This is a genomic window from Verrucosispora sioxanthis, assembly GCF_010560025.1.
GTDB classification, from domain to species: Bacteria; Actinomycetota; Actinomycetes; order Mycobacteriales; family Micromonosporaceae; genus Micromonospora; species Micromonospora palythoicola.
In genome coordinates this window covers 39,872-54,922 of the sequence record NZ_SAIY01000015.1, presented here as the reverse complement: position 1 = coordinate 54,922, position 15,051 = coordinate 39,872, and the positions used below count along the sequence as shown (strand labels likewise).

The window sequence follows — 15,051 nt, the reverse complement described above, 5'->3', positions numbered from 1 at the left end:
GTCCACCCGGGACAGCCAGCGCCCGTCGGTGGTGCGCAGCCCGCCGGTGGCCCCTTCGCGCCCCAACCGGTGTACCTCGGTGCCGAGGCCGAGGGCGTCCAGCCCGCGTACCGCGTTCGCCATCAGGGTGATTCCCGCGCCGACCTCACGCGGCTGCGGGGCCTGCTCCAGCACGGTGACCCGCCAGCCCCGTCGATGCAGGGCGAGCGCGGCGGCCAGTCCGCCGATGCCCGCACCGGCCACGACCGCATGTCTCTCCGTCACGGCGACCACCCTTCTACGACGGTGGAGCTCAGGCGCTGCCGCGTACCACAAGAGCCGACGGGAAGACCGTCGTCTCCGGTGCCGTGCGTTGTTCCAGCACCATCGTCGCGGCCGCGGTGATGATCTGCCGTACCGGGTGACTGGCCGTGGTGAGCGCCACCGTGGCGGCCAGCGGAATGTCGTCGAACCCGGTCACCGCGACATCGTCGGGCACCCGGATGCCGTCGGCGCGCAGCCGGCCGATCACCCCGAGCGCGGTCGCGTCGCTGATCCCGACGATCGCGTCGGTGTCCGGCCAGCGTCGCAGCACCTCCCGGGCGGCGGCGTACCCCCGGTTCGCGCTGAAGTCGCCGACCACCTCCCGGGCCGGCAGGCCGGCCTCGTGCACCAGCGCCCGGTACGCCCGCACCGAGCGGTTCGCGCAGGCCAGCCAGCGAGGGCCGGTGACCATGGCGATCCGCCGCCGGCCGGTGTCGTACAGATGGCGGACGATCGCCGTGGTGCCGCCGCCGTTGTCGATGTCCACCGACGGCACGGTGGCCGAACCGATCCCGATCGACACGGCCCGGCCGGCCAGCCGGCGCGGCACCAGGTCCAGCAGCGCCGGTGTCGTGTTGAGCAGGACCAGGCCGGCCACGCCCCGGTCGTCGGTCAACCGGGTCAGCCGCTCCGGTTCTGCCAGCGGCACCCACTGCACGGCGACGCCCAGACCGTGCGGCGTGCAGGCTCGGGCCACCGCGGCGACGGCCTGGTCGACGTAGGGGTCGTCGAGGACGGTCGGGTCGGTGCCCGCCACCGCGATCAGCAGCCGTACGCCGGAACCGTGCACCAGGGCCCGCGCCGCCGGGTTCGGCACGTAGCCGAGCAGGTCCACGGCGGTGCGTACCCGCTCGCGGGCGGTCGGTGACGCGAATCCGTTCCCGCCGAGGACCCGGGACGCCGTCGAACGGGACACCCCGGCGGCCCGGGCCACGTCGTCCAGGGTCGCCGGGCGGCGCGCTGCCGTCGTCATGAGCGTTCTCCCCGTTGTTGCTCGCGCCCACCCGGGCGCCCACCAGCATCATGCCGTGCCCGACGGCTGCTGGTAAGGACCGGAGGCGGATTGTGGTGGTAGCGCTTCCAGGTGTGTGATCGTCGTACTGTCCGAGGAGAGGACCGGAAACGTACGTGGACCCCGCCGTCACCACCCCCGCCACCCCACCGACCAACCCTGGCCCGTCGGGCGCCGTGCTGGCCGCCCGTAACGGGGTGGCCGTCGTGTTCGCGCTCAACGGACTGGCCGTCGCCACCTGGTTCGCCCGGGTGCCGGCGATCCGTGACGGCCTCGGCCTCAGCCCGGGGCGGCTCGGTCTGCTGCTGCTCGCCCTGTCCCTCGGGGCGATCCTCGCCATGCCCACCGCCGGCCTGGTCGCCCAGCGCCTCGGCGCGGCCCGGGCCGTGGCGGCGTCCACCCTGCTCGTCGCGCTCGGGCTGACCATCGCCGGATTCTCCGCCGGGGTGGCCGTGTCGCTACCCGGAGTCGCGGTGGGCCTGTTCGCGCTCGGCTACGGCTCGGGCAGCTGCGACGTCGCGATGAACATCGAGGGCGCGGCGGTCGAACGGCGACTCGGCTGGACGGTGATGCCACGCTTCCACGCCGCCTGGAGCCTCGGCTCGGTGGCCGGCGCGGGCCTCGGGGCGGGGCCGCCCGCCTGAGCGTCCCGGTCGCCGTGCACCTCGTGTGCTGGCCGCCCCTCGTGCTCGGCGGCACGCTGCTCGGGGCCCGCGCGTTTCTGCCGGTCGAGCCGGACACGGCCGGCGCCTCGACCGGGCGTCGTCGGCTGCTGGCCGCCTGGCGGAGCCACGCACCCTGCTCATCGGCCTGCTGGTGCTGGCGGCGGCGTTCGCCGAGGGCAGTGCCAACGACTGGCTCGCGGTGGCGTTCGTCGACGGCTACGGCTTCAGCGAGGCGGCCGGCGCGGCGGTCTTCGGCGTCTTCGTGGTCGGCATGACGCTGGGCCGCACCGTCGGCACGGTCGCGCTGGACCGCTGGGGGCGGGGGCCGGTGCTGACCACCACCATCCTGCTCGCCATCGTCGGCGCCGGCCTGGCGGTGCTCGCCGGCTCCGGTCCGGTCGCCGTGGTCGGCGTCGCGCTGTGGGGGATCGGTGCCTCGCTCGGCTTCCCGGTGGGGATGAGCGCCGCCGCCGACGAGGAGGAGCACGCGCACGTACGCGTCAGCGTGGTCGCGGTGATCGGTTACACGGCGTTCCTGGCCGGCCACCGCTGCTGGGCCTGCTCGGTGACCAGGTGGGCACGCTGCGGGCGCTGCTCGTCGTACCGCTGCTGCTGCTGCCGACGCTGCTGCTGGTCCCCGCGGCCCGCCCGCCCGTCGCCGGCGGCACGGGGGCGCCGGCGCGGGCGGGCGCTCGGCGAGCCGACCGGGTAGCGGGACGTCGCCCGACAGGCCGTCGGGCGGTACCACGTGCCGGGGATTCTCACCGGGCTCACAGGGATCTGCCAGGTGACGGTGCTGCACTGGGAGTCACGCCGAGGAGAGGAGCCGGGCATGGGCTGGTTCAGCCGGCGGTCACGAGCCGCGCAGGGCACCCCGACGAAACTCGACCGCGAGGCCACCCCCGAGGACCTCGCCGCGCTGGAGCAGTTCGCCACCAGCCGGCAGGGGGTGGAGTTCTACCTGGAGCCGGAGACCACCGCCACCGACACCACCGTGATGGCCATCGCCCACGACGGCGAGTGGATCCGCCGCCGCACCGGCACACCGCGCGCCGCCGGCGCCCTGGCCCGCAAGCACGCCGTCCCGCTGTACGAGGCCACCAAGGTCGGCTACCCGGATCGAATGCGGGCCTGGAACCGGGCCCATCCGGAGCGTCGCGCCCGCTGAGTCGGCCTGGGCCGGCAGGGGCTCAGCCGGCGATCGCCGCCCGGGCCTCGTCGAGGGTCATCGGCGGGCTGTGGCTGGAGACGTACCAGCCGATGTCGTCGTCGAGCAGCCGGCCGACAAGGGCGAGGTCCGGTTCGTCCGCCGGCGTGCGCAGGTGCGCCGGTGGCGGATACCAGCTGTCGCCGAGCAGCATCACCCCCGAATCGGGTACCACCACGATCGTGGAGTCCGGGGCGTGCCGGCCGCCGACATGGCGAACAAGCACACCGGTGGGCAGCTCCAGCTCGTCGGTGAAGACGCGGGTCGGCGGCAGCACCCGCAGTTCGTCCCAGGAGTCGACGGCGAGCGCCCGGGCCCGGAAGCTCGGCCCGAGCCGTCGGTTGCGCCGTATCTCCTCGCGCAGGTACCGGGTGCTCCACGGCCGGTCCGCCTCGGCGCGCAGCAGTTCCGCGCCGCTGACATGTCCGACGATCTCCACGTCCGGCCACGCGCAGGCGCCCCAGACGTGGTCCCAGTGGTGGTGGGTGTAGACCAGCCACCGGGGTGCCGGTAGGCCGGCGGTACGCATCGCGGCCTGGAGCTCACGGGCGTGCGACGGGCTCTGCCCGGCATCCACGACCACGCTGCCCCGCTCGTCGGCGATCACCGCGACCCCGGCCTGCACCCACTCCGGCTCGGGGTCCCCCGGACAGAGCCAGACCCGCCCCGCAAGATGTTCGAACACCACCACCACCTCACCCTAGCCCCGCCCCCTGCTGTCGCGATCATGCAGTTGTGGCACCGGACGGAGGGGGCGAACGCGGAGGAATCAACGACCACCACTGCATGATCGCGAGGGGTGGGGTGGTCAGTGGACGGCGATGACGGCGGCGTCGGCGGCGCCGCGCCAGAGGGTGCCGACCTCGGTGAAGCCGGCGTCGGTGAGGGCGGTGAGGTGCCAGGAGATCGGCGGCGTCCACTCCGGGCTGTGTCCGGTCGGGTAGATGGCGTGCCGTTGCCGCACCAGCGGAGCCAGGTTCGGGTCCTGCTCGGCCTGTTCCCACCACTGCGACCAGGACAGCACGGCACCCGCGGCGTACCGGGCCGCGCGGTGTTCCTCGGCGCGGGCGAGCAGCCGCTTGGTCAACTCGGGCAGCCCGTCGTCGGGCATGTGATCGGCGTTGACGAACACGCCGCCCGGTCGGAGCAGGTCGTGGATCTCCGGGTAGAGGGCGCGCAACCGTTCCGCCGGCAGCCAGTGCAGGGCGGTCGCGGTGAGCACGGCGTCGTAGCGCCGGTGCGGCAGAGCCGTGGCCCAGTCCGGCCGACTGAGATCGGCCGTGACGATGGTGGCCCGGTCGTCGAGGGAGGCGGTGGCGAGGGCGAGCAGCGCGGGGTCGAGGTCGACCAGGGTGACCTCGGCGTCGGGGAAGCGGCGCAGGGCACGCATCGAGATGGTGCCGGTGCCGCCGGCCAGGTCCAGCAGCCGGGGTGGGGCGGCCTCGCGGACGGCGTCGACGGCGTCGAGCATGGCGGCGAACCGGTGCTCGCGGTCGGGCAGGTACGCCTCCTGCTGGCGGTCCCAACTTTCCTGCCAGGCGGCGGCATTGCTGATGTAAGGACTCATAGTGATCACGCTAGTTACTGGACGGACTACCTGTCCAGCCTTGTTGCCAATCTTTTGCAACTACGAGAGAATGGCGGGGCGATGATCGGATCGGGTCGGACCGGACAACGGTCCGACCCGATCTCGCCTCGGCCGGCACGCCCCGCCGGACCGAGCGACCCACGAGGCCGTCGTCGAACCTGGGCCGGGAGCCGCCTGCGCTCGGGGAAACCCGCGCGCACGTGCGCCGACCGGTGCTGCCATGATTTTCGTGAGCGAGGGCGAGGCGCCCGGCCGGAACGGACTGGACACCAGGTGGAACCACAGCGCACCGCCGCGCACGAGATGTTCGACGCCGACGTGGCCTCCAACCGGCTCGGCATCGAGCTGCTCAGCGCCGCCGACGGCACGGCGGTGGCCCGGATGCGGATCACCGACGACATGGTCAACGGACACCGCATCGCGCACGGCGGTTTCGTTTTCCTGCTTGCCGACACCGCGTTCGCGCTGGCCTGCAACAGCCACGGTCCGGTGACCGTCGCCGCCGGCGCCGACATCACCTTCGTCCGCCCGGCCCGGCGGGGAGACGTACTGGTCGCCCGGGCCAGCGAGCGCACCCGGTACGGCCGCAGCGGCATCTACGACGTCACCGTGTGCCGGACCGACGGGGAGGTGGTCGCGGAGTTTCGCGGCCAGAGTCGGACGCTGCGCCCGATGTCCGACCCCGACGGTGACGCACCGGAACCGGGGGAGCGGGACCGGGCATCGGCAGCCGAGCAGCGCCGCTGAGCCGGTCGTCCGGTGCGGTGCCCGCGCGCGCCGGCCCGTGGTGGGCGCCGGGGTCGGGCACGATGTCCCGATGGGACACGTCGTGCTCTTCCACTCCGTGTACGGGCTGCGACCGGCGGTGCTGGCGGCCGCCGACCGGCTGCGCGCCGCCGGCCACCGGGTGCATGCGCCCGACCTGTACGGCGTACCCGCCGTGAACTCCGTGGCGGAGGGTTTCGCGGTGTTGGAGCGGATCGGCCAGCAGACCGTCCTGGACCGGGCACGCGCGGCGCTCGACGGACTGCCGCCCGACACCGTGCTCGCCGGCTTCTCGATGGGTGCCGGGGTCGCTGGCGCGCTGCTCGCCGAACGACCCGAGGCCGCCGGCCTGCTGTTGCTGCACGGCACCGGAGGGTCTGCGGCGGCGGTGCGTCCCGGCCTCCGGGTGCAGCTGCACCTTGCCGACCCGGATGCCTACGACCCACCCGACGAGGTCGACGCGTGGCAGCGGGAGATGACCGCGGCCGGAGCGGATCTCGTCGCGCACCGGTATCCCGGGGTGGGACACCTCTTCACCGACCCGACCGTCGTCGACCACGACCCGGTCGCCGCGGCGCTGACCTGGGACCGGGTCACGGCCTTCCTCGCCCGAGGCTGACCTGACGGTCCGGAACCGGCAACCGGAGTGCGGGCTGCGGCCGCGGGTCAGGGCCGGCGCCCCTGCCGGACGCGCCGCAGGCGGCTCCCGGTGCGTGACGGGCGGCGCCGTCGCGATGCCGGCCGGGCGGTCCGGGTCGAGATGGTCCGGGCCCGTCGCGCTCGTCGCCGCGCCTCGTGCGGCACGCCGGGCGAAGGCGGCGCGTACGGCTCGGGGCAGCCGGGCACGGGCGACCTGCCGCACCACCGGGTCGGCCACCCGTAGCCGCCGGCCGGCTGGGCGAGCAGCAGACCGTCGCGGGTCAGCGTGGCCAGCTCCGTCGCCGCCCGGCCAACCGGCCAGTCAAGGACATCGGCCAGTTCCGCCACCGTGCGTCCCGGCAGGAGCGCGGCGGCCATCAGGACCGCGCGCGCACCACCGCCGAGACGGTCCAGCCGCGCCTCGACGACCCGACGGACCCCTCCGGCACGGGTAGCGCCGCCAGGTCGCCGTCCGCCCCGAACCGGCCCGGCCGAGCGAGCCCGGCCAGCGCGGTGAGCATGCGGACATAGGCCACCGCACGGCCAGGGTTGCCAGCGGTCACGGCGATCAGCCGGGGAGCCAACCCGGTCGGTTGGCCGGCCCGGCGCAGCAGTCGGCGCAGGAGCCGGCCGGAGCTGATGGTGTCCAGCGGTGACAGGCGGACCCCGGCTCCCCGGCGGGCGGCGACGCCGCGCTCCCGGTCACCGGTCGCGACCAGCAGCAGTGGCAGGTCACGTTCGTCGGCCAGGTCGACCAGCGTGGCCAGTTGGCGGCGCAGCGCCGGCGCGGCACGGTCGAGATCGTCGACGGCCACCACCACCGGTTGCCGTCGCGCCAGGCTCAGCAGCACCTCCCACCAGTACGTCACCGCACGGGCCTGGCCGGGCGTCACCCCGAGCAGGTCGTCCACTGTGTCCAGGGCGGGCGTCAGCAGCTCGGCCGGCACCAGCGGCGTCAGGGCGGCCGCGAGCCGGCCGCGTACCGTCTCGGGGTCGTCGGTGACGTGCGCCCGGCCAGCCCGCGGACCAGGTCCGCGACGGGCTGCAGCGGCGCCTCCGGACAGGGCGGGCAGGCGGTGGGACACCAACGCACCGGCACCCCGTTCAGCGTGCGGGTGGTCCGCACCAGTTCCCGCAACAGGCTGCTGCGCCCGCTGCCGGGCGGGCCGAGCAGCAGCACCCGGCGCTCGCCGCGCCCGCGCGTCGCCCGGCGAGGTGCTCGCGGGCGACGGCCAACTCCCGTCGCCGGCCGAGCAGTGCGCCGCCGTGGCGTGGCGGTCGGGGACGTTCGGTGCCGGTGGCGTGCCAGACGTCGACCGGCAGTGTCTTGCCGGCGACGGTCACCGCCGGGACCGGACGCTGGGCGATCAGCCCGGCGACGGCTCGATGGGTGGCCGGGCAGAGTGCCACTCCACCCGGTGGGGCGTGTTCCTGTAACCGGGCGGCGAGGGTGACGACCGCGCCGCTGGCGACGCCGTGCCCGCCGTCGTGGTCGGTGGCCAGGTCGACCACGGCCTCGCCGGTGGCGACGCCGACCCGGACCCGCAGCCCGGGGGCCAGCCGGAGACCGTCGAGCACCCGCTGGATCTCCAGCCCGGCGCGCACCGCCCGGTACGCGTCCCATCCGTCCGCGCGGCGCGCGCCGAACAGCGCCATCACGGCGTCGCCGACGTACTTCTCCACCGCGCCGTTCCACCGGCGGAGCACCCGGGCGACGCCGCCGAAGTAGGCCCGCTGCAGGGCGCGGACGTCCTCCGGGTCGAGCCGGTCGACCAGCCGGGTCGACCCGACGATGTCGACGAAGAGGACCGTGACGGTCCGCCGCTCCTCCGCCACGGGCCAACGCATCCGCCCTCCGGTGGCCTGACCAGCGACAACAGAACTGGGCATGGAGATCGCACCCTGCCTCTCCCCCCGTTCGCGCCGACGATGTCCGGAGCCTGTCACCGCTGGTCCGACGGCGGATCGGCAGAACGACGTATGTCGGCCGGACGCAACCTTTGGTCGCAATGTCGACGCGATGAGTAGGACAGACGCCAGGCACCTGTAGAACGGGGGCGGAACCTGTGACTAGGCTGCGAGCCATGGCCAGCGACGTGGATACCACACCGCTCGTGGGTCGGGACGACCTGGTGGCGACGGTACGATCCGCGCTGCTCGACGACGTGGCACCCGGACACACGGCGGCGGTGTTCCTGACCGGTGAGAGTGGCGTGGGCAAGACCCGGCTGCTGCGCGAGGTCGGCGACCAGTTGGGCCACGGTGGTGCCCTGGTGCTCACCGGGTCCTGTCTGGACATCGGTGACGCCTCACCGCTGCACCCGCTGCGACAGGCGCTGCGCCGCCTCGACGCCGACCTCGCCCCGCCGGCCGCGGCGTCCGTGCGCGCGCTGCTCGGGGTGTTCGCCGAGGACCGGGCCGGCCCGGACGGCGCGGGCGCGTTGCTGGAGCGGGTGTCCCGGGGGCTGAACGTGATCGCCGGTGGCCGCCCGCTGGTGCTGGTGCTCGACGACCTCCAGTGGGTCGACCGGACGACCCGTCAGCTTCTGCTGTACCTGCTCGCCGGCCTCGGTGACCTGCAACTGTCGGTGCTGGCGGCGGTGCGCTCGGAGTCGCTGCAGGGTGCGCATCCGTTGCGTCGGGTGCTCACCGAGCTGCGCCGACTGCGGTCGGTGCGGGTGCTCGATCTGGCTCCGCTGGATCGGGCCGGCACCGAGGAGCTGGCCACCGCGGTGATGCGTCGGCCACTGCTGCCCGAGGCGGCCGAGCAGCTGTGGCAGCGCAGCGGCGGCAACCCCTTCGTGGTCGAGGAACTCTCCCGGGAGCTGCGCGACGGTCGGGACGGCCTGTCCGACACCCTGCGTGAGGTCTTCCTGGCCCGGGTGGACGACCTGCCGCGACCGGCCCACCGGGCCGTGCACGCCGTCGCCGCGGGAGTCGAACCGGTGGAGCACTGGCTGCTCGCCCGGGTGGTCGGGCTGCCGGAGCACGAGCTGCTCGACGCGGTTCGGGCGGCGGTGTCCCATCGGCTGCTCGTCGGGTCCGCCGACGGCTACCGGCTGCGTCACCGGCTCGTCGCCGAGGTGCTGGAGGACGAGCTGCTGCCCGCCGAGCGGGCGGTGCTGCACCGCCGCTACGCCGAGGCGTTGACCTCCGCGCCCGCCGAGTTGCACCAGGCCCGGTTGGCCCATCACTGGCGGCTCGCCGGTGAGCCGCAGCGGGCGTTGCCGGCGGCGGTGGCCGCCGCCGAGGAGGCGGAGCGGCTGTACGGCTACGCCGAGGCGCATCGCCACTGGTCGGTGGCGGTGCAGTCGGCCGAGGGGCTGCCCGACGTCGACCGGGCCACGCTGCTCGGGCGGGCGGCCGAGGCGGCGCACCACTGTGGTGAGTACGCGCGGGCGTTGGCCCTGCTCGAAGAACTGGCCGGTGCCGACACCGACCTTCCCGCCTGCGAGCTGCACATCCGGCGGGCCCGTTACCCGGCCGCCGCCGGCCGTTCCGCGCTGGCCGAGGTGGAGTACGAGCAGGCCCTCGCCGTCGCCGACTGCACCCCGGTCAGCGGGCGACCGCCGCCGCCCGGCTGGCGGAGCTGCTGCTGCAACTCGGCCGGTACGCCGAGGCGGGCGAGCGGGCGCGCGAGGCGCTGGCCCTGGCCGAGCAGGTGGAGGGCGCGACCACCGAGGTGGTGCTGGCCAGCGCCGCGCTGGGCTTCTCCGAGGCGTACCGCCAGGATCCGGACGCCGGCCTGGCGGTACTGCGGCGGGCCCTGGCCACCGCCGAGCGGGCCGGTCGTCCGGAGGCCGTCGCGTTGGCCTATCTGCACCTGGCCGAGCTGCTGACCGGGCCGCTGAACATCCTCGAGGAGGGCGTCGTGGTCGCCCGCCGGGGGGCCGAGCGGGTCGCCGAGCTGGGGCTGGGTCGTTCCTACGAGACCCGGTTGCTGGCCATCGCCACCAACGGACTGTTCCGGGTGGGACAGTGGGCCGAGGCGGAGAAGGTGGTCGCCTCGGCACTGCGGCACCGTCCCTCCGGCGCGGACGCCGTCGAGCTGCTGCTGGCCCGCTGCCGGCTGTCGGTCGGCTACGGCGACGTCGAGGCGGCCGATCGGGATCTGGACGCGGTGGCGACCATCCTGGCCGGCGGCGGTGCCCGACACGTCATTCCGCTGCTCACCCTGCGGGCCGGGCTGGCCATGTGGCAGGGGCGGCACGACGTGGCCCGGCACGCCGTGCAGCGGGGTCTGACCGAGACCCGCTCCGACGACCTGGTCATCCTTGCCGTGCTGGTCTGGCACGGGTTGCGCGCCGAGGCGGAGGCGCACGCCAGCCGCACCGTCGCCGTCGACGACAACGCGGTGCGCCGGTTGCGCGGGATCGCCGACCGGGTGGCGGAGCGCAGCGAGCGGGCGGCCCGGCCGGTGCGCTACGTGGTCGACGGGTATCTGGCGCTGTGCGCCGCCGAGGTGAGTCGGCTCGACGGGGCGGATCCGGAGCTGTGGGCACGGGCCGCGGCCGAGTGGGACCACCGCAACCATCCGTACCCGGCGGCGTACTCGCGGCTGCGTCAGGCGGAGGCGTTGCTGGCCAGTCGCCGCAAGGCCGCCACCGCGGGGAAGCTGCTGCGCCAGGCGTACCAGATGGCGCAGGCGCTGGGTGCGGTGCCGTTGACCGACGAGATCCGTACGCTCGCCGGGCGGGCCCGGGTCGCGCTGGAGGAGCGCGGCGCGGTCGGGATGCCGACGTCGGACGGGTCGGGTGGTGAGGAACTGGCCGCCCTGACCGCGCGGGAACGTGAGGTGCTGGCCGCGGTGGCCGAGGGGCTCACCAACAAGGAGATCGGCCAGCGACTGTTCATCAGCGAGCGGACCATCGGGGTCCACGTGTCGCACATCTTCGACAAGCTCCAGGTACGTACCCGGGTCCAGGCGAGCGCCATCTTCCTGCGTAGTCGCGCGTAGGTGTCGGATACGTCGTTCTACTGATGTCCGCGCGGCGGACGCCTGAAAGTCTGAGCCCGGCGTCGCAACGGGCACGACGACGCCGGCGAGCAGCCTGGAGGGGACATGAGCGAGCGCGGCGAGCGGATCAACAGGGTCAGCGCTGTGGCGCGCCGCGCCGGCACGCCGCGAAGCGGGGTGTGCGCGTGATCGCGTGTGGGGAGCCGGTGTGGGGGCCGGTGCACCGGGACATCGTCGATCTGTTGGCCGATCACCCCACCGACGTGCCCGCCGTGGTCGACCACCTGACCAAGCTGCAGGACATGCTGGTCCGTCTCCCGCCACTGTTGGACAGCTGCCCGCTTGCCGACTTCAACAAGCTGTATCTGACCATCACCAGCAGCGTGCTGGACGGGCTCTACACCGACCGTTTCGTCGATCCGGTCTTCCTGTCCCGACTGGACGTCGAGTTCGCGGCCCGCTACTTCGACGCCTTACGTATGTGGAGCGACGCCAGCCCGGGCACGCCCCGGGCCTGGACGTGCCTGTTCGAGCGGATGCGCGGGCCGGACGCCCGGCCGCTTCCCTCGGCGGCGGCCGGTGTCAACGCGCACATCAACTTCGACCTGCCGTTCGCGCTGGTCACCACGTTCGACCACCTGGAGTCCGAGCCGGTCGACGGCAGCGACCAGCACCGCGACTACCTGGAGATCAACAAGATCTTCGCCGACAAGATCCCCGGGCTGCGCCGGGGCTACCTGGAGCAGTGGCAACTGCTCATCGACATGCTCAACGGCGACATCGACGACTGGTACCAGGGTGAACTGATCGGTTACACGCGCGATGTCGCCTGGCGCAACGCGCAGCGGATCTGGCGGTGCCGGCACGACCCGCACCAGCATGAGCGCGAGCGCAGGCGGCTCGACGACACGGCCGCCGCGCTCGGTCGGTTGCTGCTGTCGCCCCTCGGGGCGTTCCTGCAGTAACCGGGACGGGGGGTCCCCGCGCCCCGCCCACCTGTGGGCGCGGGGACATCCGACCCGAGGCCCGGGCGGCAACGTCCGGGGGTGGCCGTCGGGGGGCCACGGGGAGCACGGGGGAACCACGGGGGGAACCACGGGGAACAGGGGCCGGCCGGCCCGGGGGTGTCGGCCGGCCCCTGCGGGCGTACGCCGCGACCATGACCGCTGTGTCCCGGCGCCGTCCTGCCGCCCGACCGCGACCGCGCCCCGCCGCCCCACCGCGCCCCGCTCGGCCCGGAGATCGCGCCGGCCGCGGAGCCCGGTGATGACCGCTCAGGTGTTCGAGTTCCGCTTCGAGTCGCGGTTCCGTTGGCTGCTGGCGCTGATCGGGGTCCGGCCCGGCACCGCCTGGGTGCGGCTCGACTCCGGTGAGCTGCTGGTCCGGTTCGGCCCCTGGCGGCTACGTACCGAGCGACAGAACGTCGCGGATGTGCAGCGCGGCGGCCCCTACCGCTGGTGGCGGGTGATCGGCCCGCACCTGTCCGGCACCGACACCGGCGTCACCTTCGGCACCACCACGGCCGCTGGGGTCTGCGTCCGGTTCGTGCGACCGGTGCCCGGCCTGCTTCCCGGCGGATGGCCGCGTCATCCCGGGATGACGGTCACCGTGGCCGACCCCGCCGACCTGGCCCGGGCGCTGGCCGCACCCGACGGCGGCTGACGCCCCGGCGGCGGTCCGACCGAACCACCGGTCTGTTCGACAACGGCGAGGCGGGGGCATGGGGGACGGGACGAGAGCGCGACGAGGCCGGGAACGCCGCCGCCCGGCGCCCGGCGCGCCGGAGCCGGGGTTGCGTGCCGCGCGGGATCCCACGCGCAAGGGGGAACGGGCGGGGCGGCGGGTCACCGTGCCCGAGCGGGTGGCCGTGCCGACCGGTCCGGCGGCACCGGAAAGCCGGCTGCGCCGGTGGTTGTTCGTCCACCGGGTGCAGCCGGTCGGGCCGGAGACCGCCGAGGGACAGACCCGGTCACACGCCTGGTGGCGGGTGATGTGCCTGACCGGCGTCGATTACTTCTCCACCCTGTCCTATCTGCCCGGCATCGCCGCCCTGGCCGCCGGCGCGCTGTCTCCGGTGGCGACGCTGCTGATCGTGGCACTGACCCTGTTCGGCATGTTGCCGATGTACCGCCGGGTAGCCGGGGACAGTCCGCACGGCCAGGGCTCGGTGGCGATGCTGGAGCGACTGCTGCCGTTCTGGCGGGGCAAGGTATTCGTGCTGGTGCTGCTCGGGTTCGTCGCCACGTCCTGGATCGTCACGATCACCCTGTCCTCGGCCGACGCCACCGTGCACGTGCTGGAAAATCCGTACCTGCCGGAGTGGTTCGGCGGCACCGGCGTCGCCGTCGGGGTGACCGTCGTCCTGCTGCTCATCCTCGGTGCGGTGTTCCTGCTCGGCTTCCGGGAGGCGGTGGCGGTGGCCGTGCCGCTGGTGGCCGCCTTCCTCGGGCTGAACGCGGTGATCGTGGGGGTGTCGCTTGCCGAACTGGCCGGTGATCCCCGTCCACTGGCGGACTGGACGGCGGCGCTGACCACGGGCGGCGGTCCGGGTGAGGTGGCGCTGACCGCCGCGCTGGCCTTCCCGCTGCTGGTGCTGGGCCTGTCCGGTTTCGAGACCGGGGTCAGCATGATGCCGTTGGTGGCGGGGAAGGGGCCGGATGCGCCGGCCCGGCTGGCCGCCCGCATCCGCAACACCCGGCGGCTGCTCACCGTCGCCGCGTTGATCATGTCGGTGTACCTGCTCTCCACCACCTTCGTCACCGCGGTGCTCATCCCGCCCGAGGCGTTCGCGCCGGGCGGAGCCGCCAACGGACGCGCGCTTGCCTATCTCGCCCACGAGCAGGTCGGTGAGGCGTTCGGTACCGCCTACGACGTGAGCAGCGTGCTGATCCTCTGGTTCGCCGGTGCCTCGGCGATGGCCGGGCTGATCAACATCGTGCCGCGTTACCTGCCCTCGTACGGCATGGCCCCGGAGTGGGCTCGCGCGGTGCGTCCGGTGGTGATCGTCTACACGCTCGTCTGCATCGTGCTGACCGTCGTGTTCCGCGCCGACGTCGACGCGCAGGCGGGGGCGTACGCCACCGGGATCCTCGCGATGATGGTCTCGGCGGCCGTCGCGGTGGCCATCGCCGCCGCCGGCCGCCGGCAACGTGGCGTCGCCGCCGGGTTCACGGTACTCACCCTGGTGCTGCTGTACGCGCTGGTCGAGAACGTGATCGAGAAGCCGGACGGGATCGCCATCTCCGGGCTGTTCATCCTCGGCATCATCGCCGTGTCGCTGGTGTCCCGGGTGACCCGCACCACCGAACTGCGGGCGGAGCGGGTCGAGTTCGACGAGACGGCGCGGCGGTTCGTCGCCGACTCGGTGGCCCACGACGGCCGCCTGCACCTGATCGCCCACAAGCGGCGCAGTGGGGCAATCAAGGAGTACACCATCAAGGAGCGGGCGCAGCGGGGCCTGAACCCGGTCCCCGGGGCGACCGACGTGCTCTTCCTGGAGATCGACGTGGTGGATCCCTCCGGGTTCCGTCACGTGCTGCGGGTGTGCGGCGTCGAGGTGGGCGGTTACCGGGTGCTGCGGGCGAGCAGCCCGGCGGCGCCGAACGCCATCGCCGCGATCCTGCTGGCGCTGCGGGACGCCACCGGCGTACGCCCGCACGCCCACTTCGAGTGGTCGGAGGGGAACCCGATCGCCCACCTGCTGCGCTACCTCATCCTCGGTCGGGGGGACACCCCGCCGGTGGTCCGGGAGATCCTGCGCAAGTCCGAACCCGATCCGGCGCGCCGCCCCGGGATCCACGTCGGCGGTTGAGCACCAGCTCCCGCTGTCCGGTGACCGCCCCTTCGGCCAGACATGAAGCCGAATGGGGTACGCATTCACTTATGCCTGATTTGCTCCATGTGTCGCCGTACGGT

12 protein-coding genes and 3 pseudogenes are annotated in these 15,051 nt (G+C 73.9%); 8 read left to right on the top strand and 7 right to left on the bottom strand.

What is annotated here, in order from left to right; translation table 11 throughout:
• Positions 1 to 264 (bottom strand): FAD-dependent oxidoreductase (locus ENC19_RS28740; RefSeq protein WP_164450175.1); only part of this gene is annotated, 264 nt, incomplete at its 3' end.
• A 28-nt stretch (positions 265 to 292) separates the two neighbouring features.
• Complete coding sequence (locus ENC19_RS28735) at positions 293 to 1,276, bottom strand: LacI family DNA-binding transcriptional regulator (protein WP_164450174.1); 984 nt, start codon at positions 1,274 to 1,276, stop codon at positions 293 to 295.
• A 155-nt stretch (positions 1,277 to 1,431) separates the two neighbouring features.
• On the opposite strand from ENC19_RS28735, the pseudogene ENC19_RS28730 reads away from it, so the two are divergent.
• Positions 1,432 to 2,634, top strand: a pseudogene (locus ENC19_RS28730) (MFS transporter); the annotation flags it as partial.
• 178 nt (positions 2,635 to 2,812) lie between these two features.
• Positions 2,813 to 3,148 (top strand): hypothetical protein, encoded by a 336-nt coding sequence (locus ENC19_RS28725; protein WP_164450181.1) that lies wholly within the window; start codon positions 2,813 to 2,815, stop codon positions 3,146 to 3,148.
• Positions 3,149 to 3,170: 22 nt separating this feature from the next.
• Here ENC19_RS28725 and ENC19_RS28720 read toward each other — a convergent pair whose 3' ends face one another.
• Positions 3,171 to 3,872 carry an MBL fold metallo-hydrolase gene (locus ENC19_RS28720; protein WP_309246097.1) on the bottom strand — a complete coding sequence of 234 codons (702 nt, stop codon included), beginning with the start codon at positions 3,870 to 3,872 and terminating at the stop codon, positions 3,171 to 3,173.
• A 123-nt stretch (positions 3,873 to 3,995) separates the two neighbouring features.
• On the bottom strand, positions 3,996 to 4,754 hold the full coding sequence (locus tag ENC19_RS28715) for a class I SAM-dependent methyltransferase (RefSeq protein WP_164450172.1): 759 nt from the start codon (positions 4,752 to 4,754) through the stop codon (positions 3,996 to 3,998).
• A 324-nt stretch (positions 4,755 to 5,078) separates the two neighbouring features.
• Between ENC19_RS28715 and paaI the strand changes: the two are divergent.
• Positions 5,079 to 5,441 (top strand): annotated as a pseudogene (gene paaI, locus ENC19_RS28710) (hydroxyphenylacetyl-CoA thioesterase PaaI); the annotation flags it as partial.
• A gap of 151 nt (positions 5,442 to 5,592) precedes the next feature.
• The gene (locus ENC19_RS28705) at positions 5,593 to 6,159 is read left to right on the top strand and encodes a dienelactone hydrolase family protein (RefSeq protein WP_164450171.1); all 567 of its coding nucleotides are present in this window, start codon (positions 5,593 to 5,595) and stop codon (positions 6,157 to 6,159) included.
• Positions 6,160 to 6,206: 47 nt separating this feature from the next.
• Here ENC19_RS28705 and ENC19_RS28700 read toward each other — a convergent pair whose 3' ends face one another.
• The 3 genes from ENC19_RS28700 to ENC19_RS28690 are packed head-to-tail and all read right to left on the bottom strand — an operon-like array spanning position 6,207 to position 8,027.
• The gene (locus ENC19_RS28700) at positions 6,207 to 6,557 is read right to left on the bottom strand and encodes a hypothetical protein (RefSeq protein WP_164450170.1); all 351 of its coding nucleotides are present in this window, start codon (positions 6,555 to 6,557) and stop codon (positions 6,207 to 6,209) included.
• On the bottom strand, positions 6,557 to 7,264 hold the full coding sequence (locus ENC19_RS28695; RefSeq protein WP_164450169.1) for a hypothetical protein: 708 nt from the start codon (positions 7,262 to 7,264) through the stop codon (positions 6,557 to 6,559). Before ENC19_RS28695 ends, ENC19_RS28700 begins: the two co-directional genes overlap by 1 nt.
• A gap of 19 nt (positions 7,265 to 7,283) precedes the next feature.
• The gene (locus ENC19_RS28690) at positions 7,284 to 8,027 is read right to left on the bottom strand and encodes an adenylate/guanylate cyclase domain-containing protein (RefSeq protein WP_164450168.1); all 744 of its coding nucleotides are present in this window, start codon (positions 8,025 to 8,027) and stop codon (positions 7,284 to 7,286) included.
• 236 nt (positions 8,028 to 8,263) lie between these two features.
• Between ENC19_RS28690 and ENC19_RS28685 the strand changes: the two are divergent.
• From ENC19_RS28685 to ENC19_RS28670, 4 genes and pseudogenes are all read left to right on the top strand, one after another.
• Positions 8,264 to 11,136 (top strand): annotated as a pseudogene (locus ENC19_RS28685) (helix-turn-helix transcriptional regulator).
• 185 nt (positions 11,137 to 11,321) lie between these two features.
• Positions 11,322 to 12,101, top strand: a complete 780-nt coding sequence (locus ENC19_RS28680; RefSeq protein ID WP_281604385.1) for a DUF5995 family protein — start codon at positions 11,322 to 11,324, stop codon at positions 12,099 to 12,101.
• Between the two features lie 301 nt (positions 12,102 to 12,402).
• Positions 12,403 to 12,798: a hypothetical protein gene (locus ENC19_RS28675; RefSeq protein WP_164450167.1), complete on the top strand. Its 396-nt coding sequence runs from the start codon at positions 12,403 to 12,405 to the stop codon at positions 12,796 to 12,798.
• A 58-nt stretch (positions 12,799 to 12,856) separates the two neighbouring features.
• On the top strand, positions 12,857 to 14,947 hold the full coding sequence (locus ENC19_RS28670) for an amino acid transporter (RefSeq protein WP_164450166.1): 2,091 nt from the start codon (positions 12,857 to 12,859) through the stop codon (positions 14,945 to 14,947).
• The last annotated feature ends 104 nt before the right edge of the window (positions 14,948 to 15,051 follow it).

Bases quoted from the DNA above. Each gene is read 5' to 3' on its own strand.
- ENC19_RS28705 (WP_164450171.1), top strand. From the start codon at position 5,593: ATGGGACACGTCGTGCTCTTCCACTCCGTGTACGGGCTGCGACCGGCG.
- ENC19_RS28700 (WP_164450170.1), bottom strand. From the start codon at position 6,557: ATGGCCGCCGCGCTCCTGCCGGGACGCACGGTGGCGGAACTGGCCGAT.
- ENC19_RS28735 (WP_164450174.1), bottom strand. From the start codon at position 1,276: ATGACGACGGCAGCGCGCCGCCCGGCGACCCTGGACGACGTGGCCCGG.
- ENC19_RS28675 (WP_164450167.1), top strand. From the start codon at position 12,403: ATGACCGCTCAGGTGTTCGAGTTCCGCTTCGAGTCGCGGTTCCGTTGG.
- ENC19_RS28670 (WP_164450166.1), top strand. From the start codon at position 12,857: ATGGGGGACGGGACGAGAGCGCGACGAGGCCGGGAACGCCGCCGCCCG.
- ENC19_RS28690 (WP_164450168.1), bottom strand. From the start codon at position 8,027: ATGCGTTGGCCCGTGGCGGAGGAGCGGCGGACCGTCACGGTCCTCTTC.
- ENC19_RS28715 (WP_164450172.1), bottom strand. From the start codon at position 4,754: ATGAGTCCTTACATCAGCAATGCCGCCGCCTGGCAGGAAAGTTGGGAC.
- ENC19_RS28725 (WP_164450181.1), top strand. From the start codon at position 2,813: ATGGGCTGGTTCAGCCGGCGGTCACGAGCCGCGCAGGGCACCCCGACG.